20 protein-coding genes and 2 riboswitches are annotated in these 20,488 nt (G+C 40.6%); of the genes, 4 read left to right on the forward strand and 16 right to left on the reverse strand.

Features of this window, described 5'->3' with window-relative positions; all coding sequences use genetic code 11:
- The first annotated feature begins 185 nt into the window (after positions 1 to 185).
- Entirely contained in the window at positions 186 to 317 is a 132-nt protein-coding gene (locus tag ACNHOZ_RS11895; protein WP_259345520.1) for a hypothetical protein, read from the forward strand.
- Between the two features lie 22 nt (positions 318 to 339).
- Here the strand turns inward: ACNHOZ_RS11895 and ACNHOZ_RS11900 are convergent, their stop codons facing one another.
- The 10 genes from ACNHOZ_RS11900 to ACNHOZ_RS11945 form a co-directional block, all read right to left on the reverse strand.
- Positions 340 to 840, reverse strand: coding sequence for a GNAT family N-acetyltransferase (locus tag ACNHOZ_RS11900; RefSeq protein WP_034267037.1), 501 nt, complete (start codon positions 838 to 840; stop codon positions 340 to 342).
- Positions 841 to 984: 144 nt separating this feature from the next.
- Complete coding sequence (locus tag ACNHOZ_RS11905; RefSeq protein WP_048019411.1) at positions 985 to 1,602, reverse strand: acetate uptake transporter; 618 nt, start codon at positions 1,600 to 1,602, stop codon at positions 985 to 987.
- Between the two features lie 142 nt (positions 1,603 to 1,744).
- On the reverse strand, positions 1,745 to 4,039 hold the full coding sequence (gene metE / locus ACNHOZ_RS11910; protein ID WP_048019410.1) for a 5-methyltetrahydropteroyltriglutamate--homocysteine S-methyltransferase: 2,295 nt from the start codon (positions 4,037 to 4,039) through the stop codon (positions 1,745 to 1,747).
- Positions 4,040 to 4,189: 150 nt separating this feature from the next.
- A riboswitch (cobalamin riboswitch) is annotated at positions 4,190 to 4,378 on the reverse strand.
- Between the two features lie 79 nt (positions 4,379 to 4,457).
- Positions 4,458 to 4,568, reverse strand: a riboswitch (SAM riboswitch).
- Positions 4,569 to 4,648: 80 nt separating this feature from the next.
- A complete protein-coding gene (locus tag ACNHOZ_RS11915; RefSeq protein ID WP_028414722.1) occupies positions 4,649 to 4,900 on the reverse strand; it encodes a hypothetical protein in 252 nt (83 codons plus the stop codon).
- 258 nt (positions 4,901 to 5,158) lie between these two features.
- Positions 5,159 to 5,329 (reverse strand): hypothetical protein, encoded by a 171-nt coding sequence (locus tag ACNHOZ_RS11920; protein WP_167387328.1) that lies wholly within the window; start codon positions 5,327 to 5,329, stop codon positions 5,159 to 5,161.
- A gap of 156 nt (positions 5,330 to 5,485) precedes the next feature.
- A complete protein-coding gene (locus ACNHOZ_RS11925; protein ID WP_223546690.1) occupies positions 5,486 to 6,361 on the reverse strand; it encodes a metallophosphoesterase family protein in 876 nt (291 codons plus the stop codon).
- A 440-nt stretch (positions 6,362 to 6,801) separates the two neighbouring features.
- On the reverse strand, positions 6,802 to 8,181 hold the full coding sequence (locus ACNHOZ_RS11930) for a sugar porter family MFS transporter (protein ID WP_048019409.1): 1,380 nt from the start codon (positions 8,179 to 8,181) through the stop codon (positions 6,802 to 6,804).
- A 145-nt stretch (positions 8,182 to 8,326) separates the two neighbouring features.
- Entirely contained in the window at positions 8,327 to 9,751 is a 1,425-nt protein-coding gene (gene araA / locus ACNHOZ_RS11935) for an L-arabinose isomerase (protein ID WP_394553967.1), read from the reverse strand.
- Between the two features lie 29 nt (positions 9,752 to 9,780).
- A complete protein-coding gene (locus ACNHOZ_RS11940) occupies positions 9,781 to 10,479 on the reverse strand; it encodes an L-ribulose-5-phosphate 4-epimerase (protein ID WP_098999159.1) in 699 nt (232 codons plus the stop codon).
- Positions 10,473 to 12,104 carry a xylulokinase gene (locus ACNHOZ_RS11945; protein WP_394553969.1) on the reverse strand — a complete coding sequence of 544 codons (1,632 nt, stop codon included), beginning with the start codon at positions 12,102 to 12,104 and terminating at the stop codon, positions 10,473 to 10,475. Before ACNHOZ_RS11945 ends, ACNHOZ_RS11940 begins: the two co-directional genes overlap by 7 nt.
- Before the next feature lie 338 nt (positions 12,105 to 12,442).
- Between ACNHOZ_RS11945 and ACNHOZ_RS11950 the strand changes: the two genes are divergently transcribed.
- Positions 12,443 to 13,549, forward strand: coding sequence for a GntR family transcriptional regulator (locus ACNHOZ_RS11950; protein ID WP_047750279.1), 1,107 nt, complete (start codon positions 12,443 to 12,445; stop codon positions 13,547 to 13,549).
- An 88-nt stretch (positions 13,550 to 13,637) separates the two neighbouring features.
- Here the strand turns inward: ACNHOZ_RS11950 and ACNHOZ_RS11955 are convergent, their stop codons facing one another.
- On the reverse strand, positions 13,638 to 14,621 hold the full coding sequence (locus tag ACNHOZ_RS11955; RefSeq protein WP_394553972.1) for an HD domain-containing protein: 984 nt from the start codon (positions 14,619 to 14,621) through the stop codon (positions 13,638 to 13,640).
- A 230-nt stretch (positions 14,622 to 14,851) separates the two neighbouring features.
- Between ACNHOZ_RS11955 and ACNHOZ_RS11960 the strand changes: the two genes are divergently transcribed.
- On the forward strand, positions 14,852 to 15,232 hold the full coding sequence (locus ACNHOZ_RS11960) for a FixH family protein (RefSeq protein WP_394553974.1): 381 nt from the start codon (positions 14,852 to 14,854) through the stop codon (positions 15,230 to 15,232).
- 45 nt (positions 15,233 to 15,277) lie between these two features.
- On the opposite strand, the gene ACNHOZ_RS11965 is transcribed toward ACNHOZ_RS11960, so the two are convergent.
- From ACNHOZ_RS11965 to ACNHOZ_RS11985, 5 genes are all read right to left on the reverse strand, one after another.
- Positions 15,278 to 15,655, reverse strand: coding sequence for a hypothetical protein (locus ACNHOZ_RS11965; RefSeq protein ID WP_154991898.1), 378 nt, complete (start codon positions 15,653 to 15,655; stop codon positions 15,278 to 15,280).
- A gap of 73 nt (positions 15,656 to 15,728) precedes the next feature.
- The gene (locus ACNHOZ_RS11970) at positions 15,729 to 16,412 is read right to left on the reverse strand and encodes a hypothetical protein (protein ID WP_165636333.1); all 684 of its coding nucleotides are present in this window, start codon (positions 16,410 to 16,412) and stop codon (positions 15,729 to 15,731) included.
- A gap of 180 nt (positions 16,413 to 16,592) precedes the next feature.
- Positions 16,593 to 17,960 carry a nucleoside recognition domain-containing protein gene (locus ACNHOZ_RS11975; RefSeq protein WP_394555228.1) on the reverse strand — a complete coding sequence of 456 codons (1,368 nt, stop codon included), beginning with the start codon at positions 17,958 to 17,960 and terminating at the stop codon, positions 16,593 to 16,595.
- A gap of 13 nt (positions 17,961 to 17,973) precedes the next feature.
- Positions 17,974 to 18,705 carry a FeoB small GTPase domain-containing protein gene (locus ACNHOZ_RS11980; protein WP_394553976.1) on the reverse strand — a complete coding sequence of 244 codons (732 nt, stop codon included), beginning with the start codon at positions 18,703 to 18,705 and terminating at the stop codon, positions 17,974 to 17,976.
- Complete coding sequence (locus tag ACNHOZ_RS11985; protein ID WP_098627654.1) at positions 18,698 to 18,955, reverse strand: FeoA family protein; 258 nt, start codon at positions 18,953 to 18,955, stop codon at positions 18,698 to 18,700. The genes ACNHOZ_RS11980 and ACNHOZ_RS11985 overlap by 8 nt, the downstream gene beginning before the upstream one ends.
- Positions 18,956 to 19,386: 431 nt before the next feature.
- Between ACNHOZ_RS11985 and ACNHOZ_RS11990 the strand changes: the two genes are divergently transcribed.
- Entirely contained in the window at positions 19,387 to 20,316 is a 930-nt protein-coding gene (locus ACNHOZ_RS11990; RefSeq protein ID WP_394553979.1) for a DUF3298 and DUF4163 domain-containing protein, read from the forward strand.
- Positions 20,317 to 20,488 lie beyond the last annotated feature (172 nt).

The raw sequence follows: 20,488 nt of genomic DNA on the forward strand, positions 1-20,488 counted from the left end.
CCTTGTTACTGTCAAATATGTTTGACAAAGTAGCGTCTTTTACATAACTGAAATAGAGGTTAGAACAAAAGTAGGTTAGTTGAAGGACAAGGCGAACGAGTTTGGTTAAGAATTCACCTCTTGCTAATTTTTTTATGGGTATGATGAACGTAGGTTTCGTGTATGTAGGTGCTTCTAGCTGATGATTGGAGGGCAAGGCGAAGACTCCTGCGGGAAAAAGCGGAACAGGTGAGACCCCGCAGGAGCGCAAGCGACGAGGAGGCTCAGCGGCCGCCCGCGGAAAGCGAAGCCTTGCACGGAAATCATTAGCGGTGTAACAAGCAATTCATAGTAGTAACATTAAAGCTCCTTACTCATATTAAACCACTGCACGCCTGCATGCTGGGACTGCGCAACTCCTTGATTCACATATCCATTTTTTTCGTAAAACGGAATCAATTCTTCTTTACACGTTAAAGTCACCGTTACGCGCTGTTTGTTCCGCGCTTGTTTTTCAAACTCTTTTAGCAGCATACTGGCGATTCCTTTATGATGATGCTTGGGGTTTACAACGATACCTAAAATACTTTGATAACCGCCTGTCTCAGGGTTGGAAATCGTTTTTTCAAACAAATCATCCGTAATAAACGGAGCTGAAATGACGGGTCCGTTCACATATCCGATTATTTCTTCATTTTCTTCGGCGATGATAAACGTATCAGGAATGGTTTTAATTCGCGTGATAAATGCATCTTTTGAGGCAGCTTCTTCAGGTGTAAACCCTTTGTTTTCTAACGTAATTAATTGGTTTAAATCTTTTTCATCCACTTGTCTTATAATCATTGAAACGATTCCTCTCATTATGTATTTCTCTTTTTTCTCTAAAAGCTTCTATTATATATAACTATCTCTTTCTACTATATATAAAAATGCCCAAACAAAAAAGGATTGACCTCTGCATCATACAGAATTCAACCCTACTTCGCTTTTTAATGAACGTCTTGATTATTTGATAAATGCCCCAAACGGCTTGCCCACTGGAAGCACAACTCGACCGTAGTGAGTATTTAATACAGCCGCTGCAGATCCATAGAATGAAAACAGAGCAATTAATAGCTCTGACACTGCTGCTAGTAAGTGCGTGTATTCATATGCCACACCAAATGTACTTAGCGATAATCCAATAAATAAGAAATCAATTAATACAAAAATAATAAATAATACTTTATGAGTGCCCATTGCTCCAATCGTCATAAAAACGCTGAAAATTAAGTAGCCGACAAAAGCAAATGCGAGCTGCTTCGGATCCGCTTCTTTTGCGAGCGCTTCTCCAAATGCGCCAAGCTGAATAAGCCATGTCATCGCTACACCTAGCCAAAATAAACCGAAGGCACCAAAAGCCGTTGCGCCGAAGGTATTATTATGTTTGAAATCTTGCATAGACGCAATTAGCTGCCCTATTCCGCCTAAAAAAATTGCCCATGGCAATACCAATGAAACACCATCGGTTACCCCAAGCTTTTGAAACGATGCAACAAGTGTCACCATGGCAAGTCCGAATAGGCCTAGCGCTGATGGATCCGCTGTTACAATTTTAACGTGCTGCGTGCTGTTGTTACTCATGTTGTACCTCCCTGATTTTAAAAACACCTTTAAAAAGATACAAAAATCTACGGGAAGTGTCAATGGATATTTTTGGCCTTTAAAAAACCCATAAGACCAAGCAGTGTAGCGTTTACACTGCTTGGTCTTGACTTTCTTGTTATTAAGCGTTTTGTAATAAATTTTTTCTTGTTTGTTTTGCAGACTCAACCATCACTTTTAAAGCTTCCACCGTCTCGCTGATTCCTCTTGTTTTAAGACCGCAGTCGGGATTAATCCAAAACAATGCAGGATCAAGCACTTTTAGAGCGCGGTCAATGTTTCGTGTCAGCTCTTCAAGCTTCGGTACGCGCGGGCTGTGGATATCATATACGCCAAGTCCAATTCCCTGGTTATACGTATGTTTTTCAAACGCATAAATTAATTCACCGTGGCTTTTGGACGTTTCAATGGAAATCACGTCGGCATCAAGCGCTTTGATCGCATCAATAATCTCTTCGAATTCCGAATAGCACATATGCGTGTGAATTTGCGTCTCGTTTTGCACCGATACCGTGGCTAATTTGAACGCATACACCGCGGCGCTCAAGTAGCTTTCCCAGTTTTCTCGTTTTAACGGCAGTCCTTCACGCAGCGCCGGTTCATCTACTTGAATCATTGAGATGCCCTGACTTTCAAGTGCTTCCACTTCTTTTCTAAGAGCAAGCGCAATTTGATTTGCCACGTCGTAGCGCGGGATATCATCACGCACAAATGACCAGTTTAAGATCGTAATCGGCCCCGTCAGCATTCCTTTAACAGGCTTATTGGTTAGAGACTGTGCGTAGACCGTTTCTTTGATCGTCATCGCCTGCTCGTACGAGACATCTCCGTAAATAAGCGGCGGCTTGACGCAGCGAGAACCGTATGATTGCACCCAGCCAAACTTCGTAAACTGAAAGCCTCCTAATTTTTCACCGAAGTATTCAACCATGTCCGTACGCTCAAACTCTCCGTGCACAAGGACATCTAAGCCGATGTCTTCTTGAATTTCAATCCATTTTTTGATTTCAGCGTTAATGTACGCTTCATACGCTTTGTCGCTTAATTCTCCTTTACGCCACTTTAGACGCTCTTTTCTCACTTCTTTTGTTTGCGGAAAGCTTCCAATTGTTGTCGTTGGAAGAAGCGGCAGTTGAAACGCTTCTTGTTGAACGCGTTGACGTACGTCAAACGGCGCTTGGCGCTCTGCTTTATAGCTGTCCAGCTGCTTCAGCTCTTTTTGCACGTCTTGGTGATTTCGAAAAGATGATCCATTTAATGCTTGAATCGCCTGTTTGCTTACACTTATTTCTTTTTCAATTGCTTCTTTTCCTTGCTGCACCGCTTTTGTTAAAAGCGTGATTTCCTTTAGCTTTTCATCTGCAAAAGACAGCGCGTTTTTTAGAATTGGCTCAATGGTTTTTTCGCTTTTCACCGTGACAGGAACATGTAATAAACTTGATGAAGGCTGCAGAATCAAACGGTCTTTTGATACAGCTTCTTCAATTTCACTGATTGTTAAAAGCTGTTCGTCCAAGTTTTCACGCCAAATGTTTCGTCCGTCAATCACTCCTGCTGCCAGCACTTTATCAGTCGGAAACCCATATTTATTAAGCGCCGTGAGATTTTCTCCTCGGTCATGTACAAAGTCTAAGCCAATTCCTTCAACAGGAAGAGACACAACTTCTTTGTAGTAATCAACGCTGTCAAAATACGTTTGCAAAATGACTTTTACATTCGGTGCCGCTTTTTTCAAAGCTTCATAGACTTTTTTATAGAGCGCCAGGTCTTCTTTTGATAGCGTTGTAGCTAAAACCGGCTCATCTATTTGTACCCACTCCACGCCTTCTGCCTGAAGCTCAGCTAAAATAGTCGCATACAGAGGAACAAATTGTTCAACTACTTTTTTAAACTCACTTTTTTTATATCCTTTTGACAGCTTCACAAATGTTACTGGACCTAAAATAACGGGTTTGCCTTTGATATTCAGCTTTTGTTTTGCTTCTTTGTAAAATTGAAGCGGGCGATTTTCTACAAGTGCCGGCGTACATTCCTCAAGCTCGGGTACGATGTAGTGATAATTTGTGTTAAACCATTTTGTCATCGTAGAAGCTACCGCACCTTTTGTTCCTCGCGCGATGTCAAAATACGTTTCAAGCGATACCGGGCCTCCGCTATATTCAAAGCGCTTTGGCACCAAACCAAACATAGCGGCTGTATCTAACACGTGATCGTATAAGCTAAAATCGCCGACTGGAATTAATTCAATTCCTGCGTCACGCTGTTTTTTCAGATGTCCTAGACGAAGAGCTTCAATTTCCTGAAGAAAGATATCTTTCTCTAGTTTTCCTGCCCAAAACTGCTCAAGCGCTTTTTTCCATTCTCGTTTTTCACCAATTCTTGGATAACCTACATTTGAACTTTTTACACTGCTCATTTTTTCCACTCCCTGTATATTTTTTTATCGCTAAACTAAAAAATCTCTCTTTTCGAAATGAAAAGAGAGATGATACGCATACTTAACTAAAGTTGAGATAGCCTGTTTTTCTCAACACGTATTCCTCACTCCTCTCTATATCCCGTAGAGCTTAAGTGCATACAACAGGCAGGTCTCCTGACTTAGGTTCATCGCTTCCTATCCCTTCCCATTTCAACATGAAACAGTGGTTAATAAGTTGCTCCCCATTACAGTGGCGGGACCGCGCCGGCTTTTCACCGGTCTTCCCTTTTAAGCTGCGTACATTCGTTACACAGCACCTGATGCATTTCTATGAAATTGTTCATTCAAAACACCTTTACATAAAATAAAAAGCCTCTCTATTATGAATAGAGAGGCATAGTATCTATGAAATCCTCTCTTATTTTTCAAAGCTGTACGCTTTGCAGGATGTAGCACCTTTTTAACAAGATTGTTAAATGGTTGCCGGGCTTCACAGGGCCAGTCCCTCCGCCTCTCTCAATAAGAGTTTTAATTGTTTATAATATTTTGAATGTAGAGTCATCTTAACACCTTACATTTATGTTGTCAAAAGAAATTTCAAAAAAATTAGTTTTCAGGAGGCGTTGACGCTAATTTTTGCCTTAATAATTTGTAATCATCTTTTCGATGTGTTTCGATCAAGTCTTTTGCTCCTTGATGATACCCTGAAGAATAGATGTACTCTACCGCCGTTTCGATAAGCATTCTCTTTTCTTCCGCACATTCTCGGTCCATTAGGGGGAACAGTCTACCTAAAAGGTCATTTAAATCTTCCTTAATAAAACGATTGAGTCCTTCTTGCATCTTTTCGTTTGCCATGATAGCTCCTCCATTTGCTGTGTATGTTTTAAGCCTCTATAAACACGCATTTCACTGTGAATGTTAAGATAAAGTTAAGTCATTAAACAGTATATCAAGTGAATATTTTTCTTCAATTACATATGTAATACAAATATATGACAAATATAGAGAATATATCATCATTCACTATCTATTATAACGCTTGACTGGGCCTTCTGCTACAAGGTTTCGTACGGTTTTCCAAAAGAGGTTGAGACATAACCAAGTGAATCCAATCTAAAGGCAAATGGGATACATGAGCTGAATCGCTTGTGACACCGCAGTTGATTTCCGTACAAGACTTCGCTTTCCGCGGGCGGTCGCTGAGCCTCCTCGTCGCATAAGCTCCTGTGGGGTCTCACGTGTTCCGCTTTTCCCGCAGGAGTCTTCGTCTTGTGCTCCAATCACCTGCTAGAAAGACCTATACACATGAAATCTACGTTTACCCTAATAAAAAAATGAACCACTAATCAAGCATCTTGATCAATGGTTCATTTTTCATTTCGCCTAAAACCCTTTTTTCCCAGCCTCTTTTTTTGAACCTTGCTTTCTACTTTCTTGTTTTTACAAACAACTTCTTCGAGGTCGTCCAAAATCCTTCCAAAGAAGAGGTCCTAAAATGTCGTACCGGCTAACAAAAAACTCCGTAAAATTATAATTATTTAAAATTAAAGGCGGTTCAAAGTCAAGGGGAGCACCCGCGCCTCCTGATAATACAAAATCAGTACCTCTTCCAAGCGTAAACGACCCGTTTCTGTTTTTTCTAATAAACTGCTCGTCATACGCATGCACGTGGCTGACTAACACTTTTTTCACGCGATGTTCTTGAATTAAATCAAAAAATTCTTGACTTTGAGGAGTCGTTACAGGAAAACCTCCCAGGTCTGACCATCGGCCAATATTTGGCTGCGCATGCATGGCTACAACGGTATTACGAGGAGCATCCTCTAGCTGCTGCTCTAAATAATTCAGCTCTCTATCTGTAAATCCATATATTTTATTCTTGGGACTGATGATATTATTTAATGCGATGCACCGGAAGTTAAAGACAGGAATATCAATGACCCAGTGCACTTTTCCGATAGTGGCTCTGAAGTTTTCGAGGTTGCTTTCTTCAAGGTTTAATTCATCATGATTCCCTACGCATACAAACACGGGAATGTTTGGTGCTATTTTTTCGACAACCTTAACAAAGTGCTCCAAATACCTCTTTTCTCCTGTATACACGGTGTCTCCCCCATGAATAATAAACAGCGGATTCAATTCCACCGCCTTTTTTAACACAAGCTCAAATTCACCGCTCATCGTGTAACAATTATCGTTTGGTCCGTCACCTCTGCTGTCGCCCATAAAAACAAAGTTGAATGGATCTCTCGGATTTAATTGTTTAATTCTTTGCTTTAATAACTTTTCAGAACGTTCATGAAGCGTCAAATTCATCAACTAGTTAATCCTCCTATTACTAAATAAAATTGGTTAAAAGTAAACAAGCTTACTTATTTATATGGAAATTTGCTGATGAAGGTCACTATCTTCTTGTAAGAAGAACGCACATTTAAATGAGTTTCCATAGCCTATCTATTCTTTCATTTTGTTAAGCACGGATAGGACAACATAAAAGCTAGAATCTCAGTATCTATTAATAAGAGCTGGAGCATAATCCAAAGACGAGCAAAGGCCGACATGAGCTGAACCGCTTGTTGCCCCGCAGGAGTCTTCGCCTTGCTCTCCAATCAACTGCTAGAAGAAATGAAACAGCTGAAACCTGCGTTCACCATAAAAAACGAACCACTAATCAAACACTTTGATTAGTGGTTCGTTTTTCACTTCGGCTAAAATATTTTTATCTCAGCACCTTACATTTGAAACATTTACGACAATTAAACATATTTATTACGCTCAACTGGACTTAACGAATTTCTTTCAGAACGAGCTGCCATGTCTGTTTCAATTTGCTCTAGGCTGCGCCCTTTAGTTTCGACAACTACAAAGCGTATGAAGAATAATCCGAGAATACAAATGATCCCAAACGTTGAAAAGATCACACCTAAGCTAAACTGATCGGCTAAAATAGGAAACACAAGCCCTACTGCAAGCGATCCTGTCCAGTTAAAGGCAGATGAAATACCAGCACCGATTCCGCGTACAGAAAGCGGGAAAATTTCTCCTACAATGATCCACGTAAGCGGCGCCCAAGAAAACGCATAGCACAGGATAAAGCAGCAAAGTGCAATTAACGTAACCCAGTTCACGACGGATTCATTAACGCCTACTGCTCCAAGAATAGCCGGGGTAAAAAAGGAAAGAGCCATTCCCGCTCCGCCAACCGTAAGAATAGTACGGCGATTAAATTTATCAACAAACTGCAGAAAAATAAGTGTTGTCACAACGAAGATTACCCCAACAATAACCGTAAAACCAGCAGCTACCTGCGGCGCTAAACCAACTTGACGGGCAATGCTTGTTGCATAATAAACAATCGAGTTTGAGCCTTGAATTTGCTGAAAAGTTGCCATTCCGACACCGATAATTAATGCTAAACGAAACTTTTTATGAAACAGCTGTTTAATGCCTGATTGTTCATGCACAGCTACGCTTTGAATTTCAGATACTTCAGCTTCGACTTCCGCTGCTGAGGAACGAAGCGTGCGCAGCACTTCACGCGCTTTATCTGCCATTCCGTTTTTAATTAAGTAGCGAGGTGACTCCGGAAGCTTGATCATCCCGATGCATAAGACAATTGCAAAAATACCGGCGCTGCCAAGCATTAATCGCCAGCTGTTTGGAACCGGCTCAAAAATAAAGGCTACGATATAGCTTAACAATAACCCAATTACAATCATTAGCTGATTTAAACCTGAAAGCTTCCCGCGAATATGAGCAGGTGCGATTTCTGACATATAGGCAGGAACTAACGAAGAAGCCGTTCCCACTGCTGTACCTAAAAAGATGCGCGCAATCGTTAACGTAATTTCCTCTGGTGCAATCGCTGAACCGATGGAACCTAACAGAAAAATGATAGAGGAAATTAAAATTAACTTTCTTCGTCCAAACTTATCACCTAATAATCCGCTTAAAATAGAACCGATAATTGCTCCGCCCATAAGCGACGAAACTACAATTCCCAGCCAGAGCGGACTTAAATGAAACGCTTCACGGATATGACCTTCTGCACCAGCAATAATCCCAATATCATAACCGAATAAAATACCGGCAAATGAGCCGAAGAAGAAGATAAACTTACTTGATACTTTACTCATGATTATATCCCCTTTGTATTGTCTTAGTTTTTCTTCCTGCCACACTTATTTAAAACGCTTTCATTTATTTCTAAAAACGGCGTTCTTTTACTGACGCTATATTTTCACTTCCAAGGAAGCAGCGCTCCCTTGGAAGTAATGATGCTTACTTAATAATGACGTACTCTAAATTCACAAGCTTTGCATAGCTCACAATTTGATCCGTAGTTAAATTTAATGAAAGAACCGTATGATGGCCTCCTCCGTTTTCAATCCACGCTTTAACGCCGTCTTGGAAGTTCGGCTTAATGTTCCAAAGCACGCGTGCCACAGGAAGATTTGGAGCTGGAACTTCCGGCTCAAATGCCGATACTTCGTTAATTAACAGCTTGTAATGCGTGCCAAAGTCAGCCATGGAAACGACTACACCTTCTCCTTGTTTACCGTCAAACACTAAGCGGGCCGGGTCTTCGCGGTTGCCGATACCTAGCGGAGAAACGATTAGTTTTGGCTTGTTTATCGCTAGCGTCGGGTCTACTTCAAGCATGTGTGATTGAAGCACTGACTCACGTCCGGGTGCTAATTCATACGTGTAGTCTTCCATAAAGCCCGTTGACTGATTGTGGCTCATCACTTTAAGCAGGCGGTCAAGCGCCGCTGTTTTCCAGTCTCCTTCACCAGCAAATCCGTATCCTTGTGCCATCAAGCGTTGTACGGCTAGACCTGGAAGCTGCTTCATGCCGTACAAATCTTCAAAGTTAGTCGTAAAAGCGCTGTAGCCGCCTTCGTCTAGAAAACGTTTAATCGCAATTTCATAGCTTGCCTGTACTTTTACGCTAGACTCCCAGTCTTCTGCAGAATAATCACCGTAAACAAATTCATACGCGTCTGCATATTCAGCAAATAAATCATTGATTTCTTCTTCCGTAACGGCATTGACATATTGAACAAGGTCACCGATTCCAAAGTAGTCAACCGTCCATCCAAATTGAATTTGCGCTTCGATTTTATCTCCTTCTGTCACTCCCACGTTGCGCATATTGTCACCGAAACGCGCAACTTTAATGTTGAAGCTTTCGTTATAAGCAGCGGCTACGTCCATCCACTGTGCAATTTGCTGCTGTACTTCGGGGCGCTCCCAGTAGCCTACTACGATTTTATTTTTCTTGTTCAAACGCGCGTTGATAAAGCCGTATTCACGATCACCGTGAGCGGACTGATTCAAGTTCATAAAATCCATATCAATCGTTTCCCAAGGAATGCTTTCGTTAAATTGTGTTGCCAAATGAAGCAGCGGTTTTTGCAGCAACTTGGTACCGCGAATCCACATTTTTGCAGGCGAGAACGTATGCATCCACGTGATTACACCGGCAACTTCATCTCGGTAATTCACTTCTTTCATCATGCTTGTAATCGTATCAGCGTTCACAGCTAAATCTTGCAGCACAAGCGGATAAGGTAAGATACCGCTTTCATTTAAAGCATCAGTCATACTTTGCGCGTGTGCTTTTACTTCTGCTAGCGCTTCTTTTCCGTAAAGATGCTGTGAACCAACAATAAACCAAAATTCTTTTTGAGTCGTTTTTAACATGATAATCCCCTTTTCTGTATGTAAGTCTTTTAATTCCCTTGCCCGTAATACGCATTTTGTCCGTGTTTTCGTAAATAATGTTTGTCTAATATACGCTGCGGCAGCTCTTCAGCCAGCCCGTTTAATTTTTGTGTAAAGAAGTTCATCTTGGATACTTCGTCTAATACGACGCTGTTCATTACCGCCGTTTTGGCATCTTTTCCCCACGTAAACGGCCCGTGTCCTTGAAGTAAAATACCAGGAACCGCTAGCACATCTAAACCGCGCTTTTCAAACGTTTCAATGATTACCTTGCCCGTTTCCACTTCATATCCGTCATTCACTTCTTTTTCTGTCAAAAAGCGCGCGCACGGTACGGAACCATAAAAGGTATCGGCATGAGTCGTTCCCATTGCCTGCACATCAAGCCCTGCTTGAGCCCAAATGGTCGCCCACGTTGAATGCGTATGAGCAATACCGCCAATTTCGGGATAGTGTTTATATAGTACAGCATGTGTCAGCGTATCAGACGACGGGTTAAGCTCACCTTCTACCACGCGGCCATCTAAATCGACGACGACCATGTCTTGTGCCGTCATTTTTTCATACGTCACCCCGCTTGGTTTAATCACAAACAAACCGCTGTCTCGATCAACTGCACTTACATTTCCCCACGTGTACTTGACCAGTCCGTGTTTTGGCAAATCGAGGTTTGCTTGAAATACTTCTTCTTTTAATTTATCTAGCACAGTAACTCCTCCCGTTCTTCGCTGTGATGCTCGGCAGCTGTTTTTTCAATCACTAGCCCTTTTTTATATCTTTTAATAAATGCTTCAAACCCTTTTACATCGAGCTCGTCAGGGTAGATTTCCTGTGCGGTCACTTCTTTAAAGACTTTATCATCCAAGAAATCTTCTAAACTTTCATTCTCACTTTTATTGAGCATGTAAGAAGAAAGAATAGCCATGCCCCACGCGCCGCCTTCTCCCGCTGTGTCCATGACGGAAACCGGGGTATTAATTGCCGCTGCCATCATTTTTTGACCCACTACCGGCGTTTTAAATAATCCTCCGTGCGCTAAAATACTGTGAATCTTTACGTTTTCTTCTTTGACTAAAAGATCCATTCCTATTTTTAAAGCGCCAAAAGCTGTAAAAAGATGTGTACGCATAAAGTTTGCTAGATTAAACTTGCTTTTTGCTGAACGGACAAATAGCGGACGTCCACTTTCTACTCCGGTAATATTTTCACCTGAGAAATAGCCGTAGCTAAGCAAGCCCCCTCCATCAGGATCAGCTTCTAGCGCTTTATTTAACATCACTTGGAATAATTTATCCGACTCTACTTTTTGCCCCATCGCCTCCGAAAATTCACGAAACAATCCGAGCCAAGCGTTTAAGTCGCTTGAGCAGTTATTCGCATGAACCATGGCAACTGGGCTGCCGTTTGGCGTGGTAACCAAATCAATTTCCGGATAGACTTTTGAAAGCTTTTTATCTAGTACAATCATCGCAAAAACGGACGTTCCTACTGAAACATTTCCCGTGCGTTTTCTTACGCTGTTTGTCGCCACCATTCCCGTTCCTGCATCTCCTTCTGGAGGACAAAACGGAATGCCCGGCTGCAAATTTTTTGATTGATCTAAAATGCTAGCTCCTATCGCTGTTAATATGCCTGCTTGCTCGCCTGAAGTATGAACTGCAGGCAGAATATCTGTTAGTTGCCACGGATATCCTTTGTAAGAAATAAGCTCATCAAACTGCTTCATCATCGCTTCGCTGTAATTTTTTGTGCGTTCATCAATCGGAAACATCCCCGAGGCATCTCCAATCCCAAGCGCCTTAGTGCCCGTCAGCAGCCAGTGAATATAGCCGGCTAACGTTGTTATGTAATGGATGCGCGGCAGGTGTTTTTCTTGATTGATGATGGCCTGATACAGATGCGCAATGCTCCATCGTTCAGGAATATTAAAGTTAAAATGTTCAGTTAATTCTTTTGCTGCTTCGCTTGTTGTTGCATTACGCCACGTTCGAAACGGAACAAGCAGCTCACCCGTTTTATCAAACGCCATATATCCGTGCATCATAGCTGAAACACCGATAGAGCCAACTGTTCGAATGGTGATTCCGTAGCTTCGTTCCACTTCTTGCTTCATTTCACGGTAAGCACTTTGCAAACCTGTAATAATATCAAGTAAGTTGTACGTCCAAAAACCGTCTTCCAAGAGATTTTCCCATTCATAACTGCCTGATGCGATCGTTTCAAAATTTTCGTCAATCAGCACCGCTTTAATACGAGTAGATCCAAGTTCAATTCCAAGGGACGTTTTTCCTTTAGCAATTGCTTGTTTTATGGTTTCTTGAGTTGTTTTCACGTTTAATCTCCTTTCTGATAGCTATAAAGATACCTATAGCAGCAAGGAAGCGCTTTCCGTTTTGTGTAACGCTGTTTGAATTTGTTAACAACTTAAGTATATTTATTTGTACGTACATTTGTCAATAATAAAATTATATATGCACACAAATACTCAAAACACCCTACTATTCTCTTCTTAAACTTTTAAAAAATCGGTATTCAACCCTTAAATCATTTTCCTTTTGATTAAAAATTACGGAAATCTTTTCATTTATTCACGTTCATGATAAAATATGTCCATACAAATTTTTCACATAAAAAAAGTTGAATGTATACAACTACGAAAGAAGTGAAAACATGAAACCAAAATATCAGGTGATTATTGAGGATATAAAAAGCAAAATTCTTTCAGGCGATTACAGCATTGGCGAGCAAATCCCGACTGAATCGGTCATGCAAGAAACGTATGGTGTCAGCAGACATACGGTTCGAAAAGCGATTTTAGAGCTGTCGAATGAAGGATTTTTAAGAAGCGAAAAAGGGTCTGGCACCTATGTAAGCAATCAGTATCAATCCAAAGCGAGCGGGGCTTCTGCCAACAAAACGATCGGCGTTATTACCACGTATATTTCCGACTATATTTTCCCTTCGATCATTCGTGGAATTGAAAGCAGATTAAATAAAGATAATTATTCGCTGCTGCTGGCTAGCACGAATAATGATGTGGAACAAGAAAAAAAAGCGCTGGAAATGATGCTTTCCTACGGAGTAGACGGCTTAATTGTTGAGCCTACAAAAAGTAATTTGTACAATCCAAACATCTCGTATTATTTATCATTCAAAGAACAAGACGTTCCATTTACGATGATTAACGCCTACTACGAAGAATTAGAGGTTCCGTTTTTTTGTTTAGATGACGTTCAGTCAAGCTACCTTGCCACAAATGAATTAATTTCAAAAGGACATACACAAATTGGACTCATTGCCAAAATGGATGACTTGCAAGGAAAATACCGAATGAAAGGCTACATAAAAGCGCTCGGTGATGCAAAACTCCGCTTTCAGCCTGAGCATATTTTGTCTTTTAACACCGAAACAAAGCTCGATTTGTACGCTAATTTAAAAGAGTTTCTTACTGAAAATCAAGACGAAATGACCGCTCTTGTCTGCTATAACGATGAAGTAGGGTTAGAAGTCGTAAATGTATGCAGACAGCTTGGCATTTCCATTCCGGACAAGTTGTCAATTATTGGTCAAGACAATTCGTACATCGCTAAAAATGCGACGATTAATTTAACAACGTTAACCCATCCGCAGGAACAAATGGGACGCGATGCGGCGGATTGGATCATTAAAAAGCTGCAGGGCAAAAAAGATTTGCCAAACGAAACTTACTATCAGCCTGTGTTAGTTGAAGGCGAAACGATTAAAGAACTAACTGCAAAGCGTGATGAAGTTCGTTAAGAGAAGGCTTCTTTAGAGGTCTATAAAACTTCTTATAAGATAAGGGGATGCACATTATTGCATCCCCTTCTTTATGTAACGATTCATTTTATAACGGAGCCTGAACGATGATATATACTCCTTTTTCTATCCTTTGTTTCGCTTGCTCTATTGCTCTTTTAGCGGTAAGTGATAGCTGAGATACAGGAGCCGCCCCATCTGAACCAATAACAAGAGGATCAACCCAGCGCATTTTTGTCGTTTGGTAAACATCATAACAAGACGCAGTTCCTGTTTCTACTTTGCTGTCAAAAAGAGCAGATAACATCCCTTCAATGCTGCTATCTCCAGCGTTTTTCAGCAACCTAATCACATCGTCATCCTGCTTTAAAAAATCTTCCATAGACACTATATCTTTCTGCAAAGCAAGCTTGATAATTTCCGTCAGCTGATAATTCCCAAACATATTGAGCGGATTCATAAAAAAGCCAATGACTTCTTTGTAGTAAGCATCCACAAACCACTCTGCCGCTGATAAATTACTGCACGCCATTTGTCCATTAAATCCGACAAGCTGATCCAAAAACGCATGCACTTCTTGTAAAGTAATCTCGCCGCATACGTACAAATCCCTCAGTGTATAATCCACGCGGTCAGCGCATAAGCGCGGAGCGTTCTGTTCAAGCAGCGTCCACTCGCTTTCATCAAGTAAGATATCTCGCCAGTTTAAACCGGCGCTCGTTAAAATAGAAGGAATAGACGACCCGGTCACAATTTGTTCGTAAATCATTTCATGATAATTTTCTTCTTTTTGTTCCAAAACATAGTCAATTACATGAGAAAATGCCGTATGTGAAACGTCATGTAATAAAGCCGCTATTTGCTCTTCCAAAGAGCCTCCTAGCCTATGTACAAGCATCATCGCACCAATGGAATGATCATATCGAGTAGTATTCCATTTTTCATTTACGAACCGGCTCGCTCCGCCTTGGTAAATTCCTTTTAAACGCTGTACGGGGTCACTTTGAATCAGTTCTAAAAGAACGCTTTCTGCTTCAAAATTGCCGTACAGTTCATCATAAAGTGTAAGCATATCCTTCTCTCCCTTTCCTAGCTTATTATGTTTAATCCTAAGGTCAAGACACAATGCTGTAAAGCCGCATTGTGATAGTAACCTATTTTTTGTAACAAAATGTTCAATTTTCTTGCCGTCACACTCATAAAAAATCACTCATTGGGATGATTTTATTTTATAACTTAAGTGATAAAGTTTTATGGAGAAATTTATTTACTAGTAGAAAGTAAGATAAAAAGGAGATATTTATGAAAAAGCTTAGTATGCTGCTGCTCATTTTAGTCATTGCCGTAGTCGGCTGTTCAAAAGGAAACGAGCAAAAATCACAGGAAGTTAAAGGAACAATTGAAGTCCCTCAAACCATTAAAGCAAATGAAAAAACAGCTATTAACGTGCTCGTTACACAAGGAGACAAAAAGATAGAAAATGCAGATGCCGTACAAATCCAAGTCGAAAAAGAAGGCTATATTAATCAAGAAATGATCGATGCAAAACATCAGGATAACGGCGCATACAGCACCGACTATACGTTTAAAGACGACGGCGAATATACGATTACCGCTCATGTGACGATAAAAGGCGACATGAAAATGTTTACGAAAAAAGTGACGGTTGGCGAGAAAGAATAAATAGCCTATCAAAAAGCGACCTCTGCTTGTCAAAGGTCGCTTTTATTATTTCTTTGATTCTTTAATACGGTCAAGATACTGCTTCGCATGAAGCAGACCAAGATTTTTTTCTTTTCGTATGTATTTAATAGCCTGAACGTCACTTCGGCCATTCATCATCATCAAATTGACTCTGTTTTCAAAAGCCTCGTCTTTCTCTATTTCTAGCTGCTTCCACTCTTTCTCTAAATCACGTTTAGGTGTTTTGAGCAGGAATACGACTAGTATAACAAGAACGCTACTTGTGGTGATATAAAGCCACAGCCACTCGAGAAACCAGCTGTTAATCACATTGATTATGATGAGAACAGTGAAGCAAGAATACAGCCTTGTTTGATACTTACTCCTCTTGTTTGAATCTATTTTATTAAAAAATATCCCCACCGTCAGCCTCCTTTTAGCATTTCATTGGCGCTTTTTTCTATTAATCTCTCGTGATGCAAACCGCCGCTTCTTTTTACCTGATGATAACGCTTTTGGTCGTACCCTCGCTTGTCTCATAGCTTCCCGAACTGTTGCTGCCAATCACTTGTATGCTGCCGTAATCACGATAATCTTTGTTCGAAGAATGAGAGGTTTGTAGTTGTTTTAACTCCGTTCCCTCTAGAACAAAGTAAGGACCGTCATAGCTCGTATTCTCGTACTCACCGGTAGAATAAAGGTGCGTGTACGCATAGCGACTAGTTGTAAAGAAATGCTGGTTGTTAAGGATTTCCACCTTCGAAAAGAACTCATCTGCGGTCATTAATCGGTCATATTGAGCAGGCTTTCCATCAACTTTGTCGCTTGTAACCGTCAACCAGTCCTCTCCTTGATCTTCACATGAAAAACAAGAGCTGTAACCCAACATTTTATAGGAGTTATTATCAGAAGGATCTATCACTGTAAACCGCATAGAAGATATGTTTTGATCTCTATCTAGCGTTAAACGAAAATTTTCTATTTTTGCTTTGTGCTGTGACAGCTGCTGCTCTTTTCGAAACGATTCCCAGCTTTTGCTTACTTCTCCAGACTTCAGCTCATCTCTCGTAAATAGAAGCGTTTGTTTTGTACCTTTATAAACGACATTTACGATACTGAGAATAAGGAGAGCAAGGATTGCCAGCCAGCAGATGGTTTCTGCTGCCTTGTTTTTTGCCATAGTTGTTCTCCCCCAGAAGTTAAATCTGTGCATATCATAAAAGAAATACACACCATATAAATTACCATTTCATCTAAAAAATATCAATTCATCACCCGTGGGGAAACTAAAAATCTATTAAAACAGCAGCTCATAAAAAATACAGGACTTTTCGCAAAGCCCTGCACGTTTATTTCATATTTAAATAAGGTTCAACGCTTTTACTACTTGAGCAACCGCAAACGTAACGCCAATCGCAATCACTGTTGGAATCGCAAAAGCAAGAAACGTCCACTTAACATTTTTGGTTTCTTTATAAATGTTCACAAGCGTTGTTCCGCACGGAAAATGCAGAAGCGAAAACAGCATCATGTTAAGAGCCGTTAGCCAAGTCCAGTGGTGATCAAGGAAAATTTGCTTAAGTCTTGTCGCATCTTCGATTTCAATTAATGAACCCGTTGATAAATACGCCATTAGTAAAACTGGTACAACAATTTCATTAGCCGGCAAGCCAATAATAAAAGCAGCTAATATATACCCGTCTAGTCCTAGCGTCTTGGCAAACGGATCAAGAAACTGAACGAAGTGCATTAAAATACTCGTATCGCCAATATAGATATTAGCCAATACCCACGTTAACACCGCCGCGGGTGCTGCAACAATAATCGCGCGTTTTAACACAAAAAGCGATTTATCCAGCGTTGCGCGTACAATTGTATCTACAAATTTTGGCTTACGGTAAGGCGGAAGCTCGAGCGTATAGTGTGTTGGTACTCCGCGCAGTGCCGTTTTAGACAGTGCCCATGATACAAACAGCGTCACAACAATTCCAAATAACACGGTTCCCACTACCACAAGCGCCGTTACGAAAGTTTTAGCACTCCCTGTAAAGCCTGTTGCCATAAATAAAGAAGCTAACAAAATCAGCGTAGGCCATCTGCCGTTACATGGAACAAAGTTATTTGTTAAAATCGCCATCATACGTTCACGCGGCGATTCAATAATACGCGTTGACATAATCGCTGCGGCGTTACATCCAAACCCCATCGCCATCGTCAGCGACTGCTTGCCGTGTGCGCCTGCTCGTTTGAACAAACGATCCATATTAAACGCGACGCGAGGCAAATAGCCATAGTTTTCTAAAAGCGCAAACACCGGAAAAAAGATAGCCATCGGAGGCAGCATGACGCTAATGACCCAACCCGTACCGCGAAACAGTCCTAATACAAGAATTCCGTGTAGCCATTCTGGTGCATGCATCGCTTGAAAGAAAGCTGTTAAATATCCTTCCGCCCAGCCGAACCCTTCTGCAATTAATCCAGAAGGAACGTTTGCCCCTGCTATAGTGATATAAAAGATGATCGATAAAATACCAAGCATAATCGGAAATCCCCAGATTGGCGAAGTGAAGACTTTATCCAATTTCTCCGTGCGCTGAAGCTTTGAGCGGTCTTGGTACACAACGGCTTTTTTACATATTTGCTGTGACGACTGATAAATGCTTGCCACCATATTTGAACGATGATCTTTTTCTTTTGCCTGTTGCGCATAGCGCGTTAGCTGTTCCATCGCTAATGAGTTTTCAGGAGTTAACGGATTTCCCATATGCGCTGTTCCTCCTTTCTGTGTGGCTGATATCTTGCTGCTGATGCTGCTGAATCGTTTCTAAAAACGACGTGTCTCCATCAAGAACCCGTAAAGCAATCCAGCGGAGAGGAAATTGATTTCCCACAATAGAAGCAACTTGAGGTTCTAGCTCCTTTAGTGACGATTCAATTTCTTTTGTATACTGCACCTGGTAAGGAGTAAGCTTTACTTCCCCGCGCACGACTCCTTCAATCGCATCCAGCAAATTCGTAATGCCTTTTTTATTACGTGCTGATATAGGCACAACCGGTACCCCTAACGATTCAGCGAGCTTTTTTTCGTTAATCACAATTCCTTTTTTCTTTGCTTCATCCATTAAGTTCACACAAATCACGACGTTTTCCGTCATTTCCATTACCTGCAGGGCTAGATTAAGATTTCGTTCCATCGCCGTTGCATCCACCACAACAACCGTCACGTCAGGTCTTTCAAATAAAATATAATCGCGCGCTACTTCTTCATCCGCCGAGTTTGAATAAAGTGAATACGTTCCAGGCAGATCGACGATTGTGTAGAGCTGCTCGTGATGTTCAAACGTCCCTTCTGCTTTGGCCACGGTTTTTCCCGTCCAGTTTCCCGTGTGCTGCTTAAGACCGGTTAATCCGTTAAATAACGTACTTTTTCCCGTGTTCGGATTTCCTGCTAATGCAATACGATACTCACTCACCGTCGTCACCTACTTTTTTCACATAAATTTTTGAGCTTTCTTCTTTTCTGAGACCAATCGTTGTATGACTGACTTGATAAGCAACAGGATCTCCCAACGGGCTTTTTTGAAGCACTTTGATGATGGCTCCTGGAATAAACCCTAAATCTAACAAGCGGCGCTTTAAGGCACCTTCGATTTCAATTCGCTCTAGCTGCACCGTTTCACCTGTCGTAAATGTAGACAGCGGAGAATTTTTTACACTAGCCATCTATTTTTCACCCCTTCTTATTTTTTATACAAGGTTATATTTTTTTCATCAGACCAACTTTTAAGGTAAAAAAATATACTCGTTGATTTGTAATAGGCTATTCTGCTTAAGCAGAAAAATGAACATGTCAGCATGATTTATTTAAAATTTTCAGTTTTTATGTGTCATAATACCGAAAGTTTACCACAGGAAACTTTTTTAGTCCAGGGTAAATAATTGACTTTTTTCTTCTTTCTACTAAAGGCATAAAGTGCACCGGTCTATTTTATTTAATCATTTAATAAGAGGAATCAAGTCGAAAAATAATTTAGTAAAAACGAATTGACAAAAGTAAAAAACTGTAAAAATATGCTATACTAGTGAATGGGTTTTTTTGAAAAATAAAGTATCGATTAGCTTTAAAACCTACAAAATCACTTTAGGGGGCTTCTATGAAAATGTTCAAAAGAGTTAGCGCAGTTGTTTTAGGTTTTGCTTTGTTATTTTCACCGCTTGCTCCGCAAACAGTTGCAGAAGCAAAAGTCGTGTGGGGGAATCAGGAACTGGTTAAAGGGCAAATAGGACGCGTTACCGTTTTAAAGAACACGAATCTTTACAACATAAAAAACAACAAGTTAGTAGCGGCTAGAAAAGTGACAAAAGGGCAAGTATTCCGCGTGTATTCTGAATCTAGCAAATTTGGTGGTCTTTATGGGGTATCAAAAGGTACCTATGCTCAAAAGTCATCAAGCATTAAGTATGAAAAAGCCCCTCGTGACAAAATTCAAGCACTAGGAGTAACGGTTACGAAGAAATCTTTAGCAAGCAACATTAGTTACCCTCAGGTATCTGCTCTTATCAATAAACCATTTGAGGCTAGCTATAATCGAAAGTTCTTAAATATTGCGAAAGAAGCACAAAAAGAACATAACGAGCTAAAAGAACAAGAGAAGGAAGACCGCAAAAACGGCTGGGCGCCAGGTCCTTATTCTCGTAATATGACATACTCTGTACCTTACAACCAAGATAATATTTTAAGTGTTGCTGTTACGAATGATGCGTACGCTGGCGGCGTTCACGGCAACGCTTGGATTGATACTTACAATTACGATTTGTTAAAAGCTCGACAAATTAGCTTAAAAGATATTATTAACAATAATACGAAGTTGAATAAAGTTAATAACTATATCCGGAATGAAATGATTGCGCGTAATAAAAAAGGTGCTCAGTTCTGGGTTAATGAATTTAAGTCTGTAAATTTAAAAGACGATCAGTTTTACTATACAAGTAGCGGCATTGCCATTATATTTGGTGAGTATGAGTACGGCCCGTATTCTAACGGCATTCATACGTTTAAAGTTCCGTCCACCATTTATAAATAAGATCGTCGTACAAAAAAACATAAAAAAAAGAAGCATGCGAACCATTGATATGCTCCCAATTAAGTAGACAGAGTAAATAAAAAATCTGTTTACTTAATTGGGGGCTTTTTTATGAGAAGAAAAACTTATTCTTCACAGGAAAAATACGAGATAATCTTAGCATATGAAAAGC

This window comes from Priestia sp. D51 (assembly GCF_053345675.1).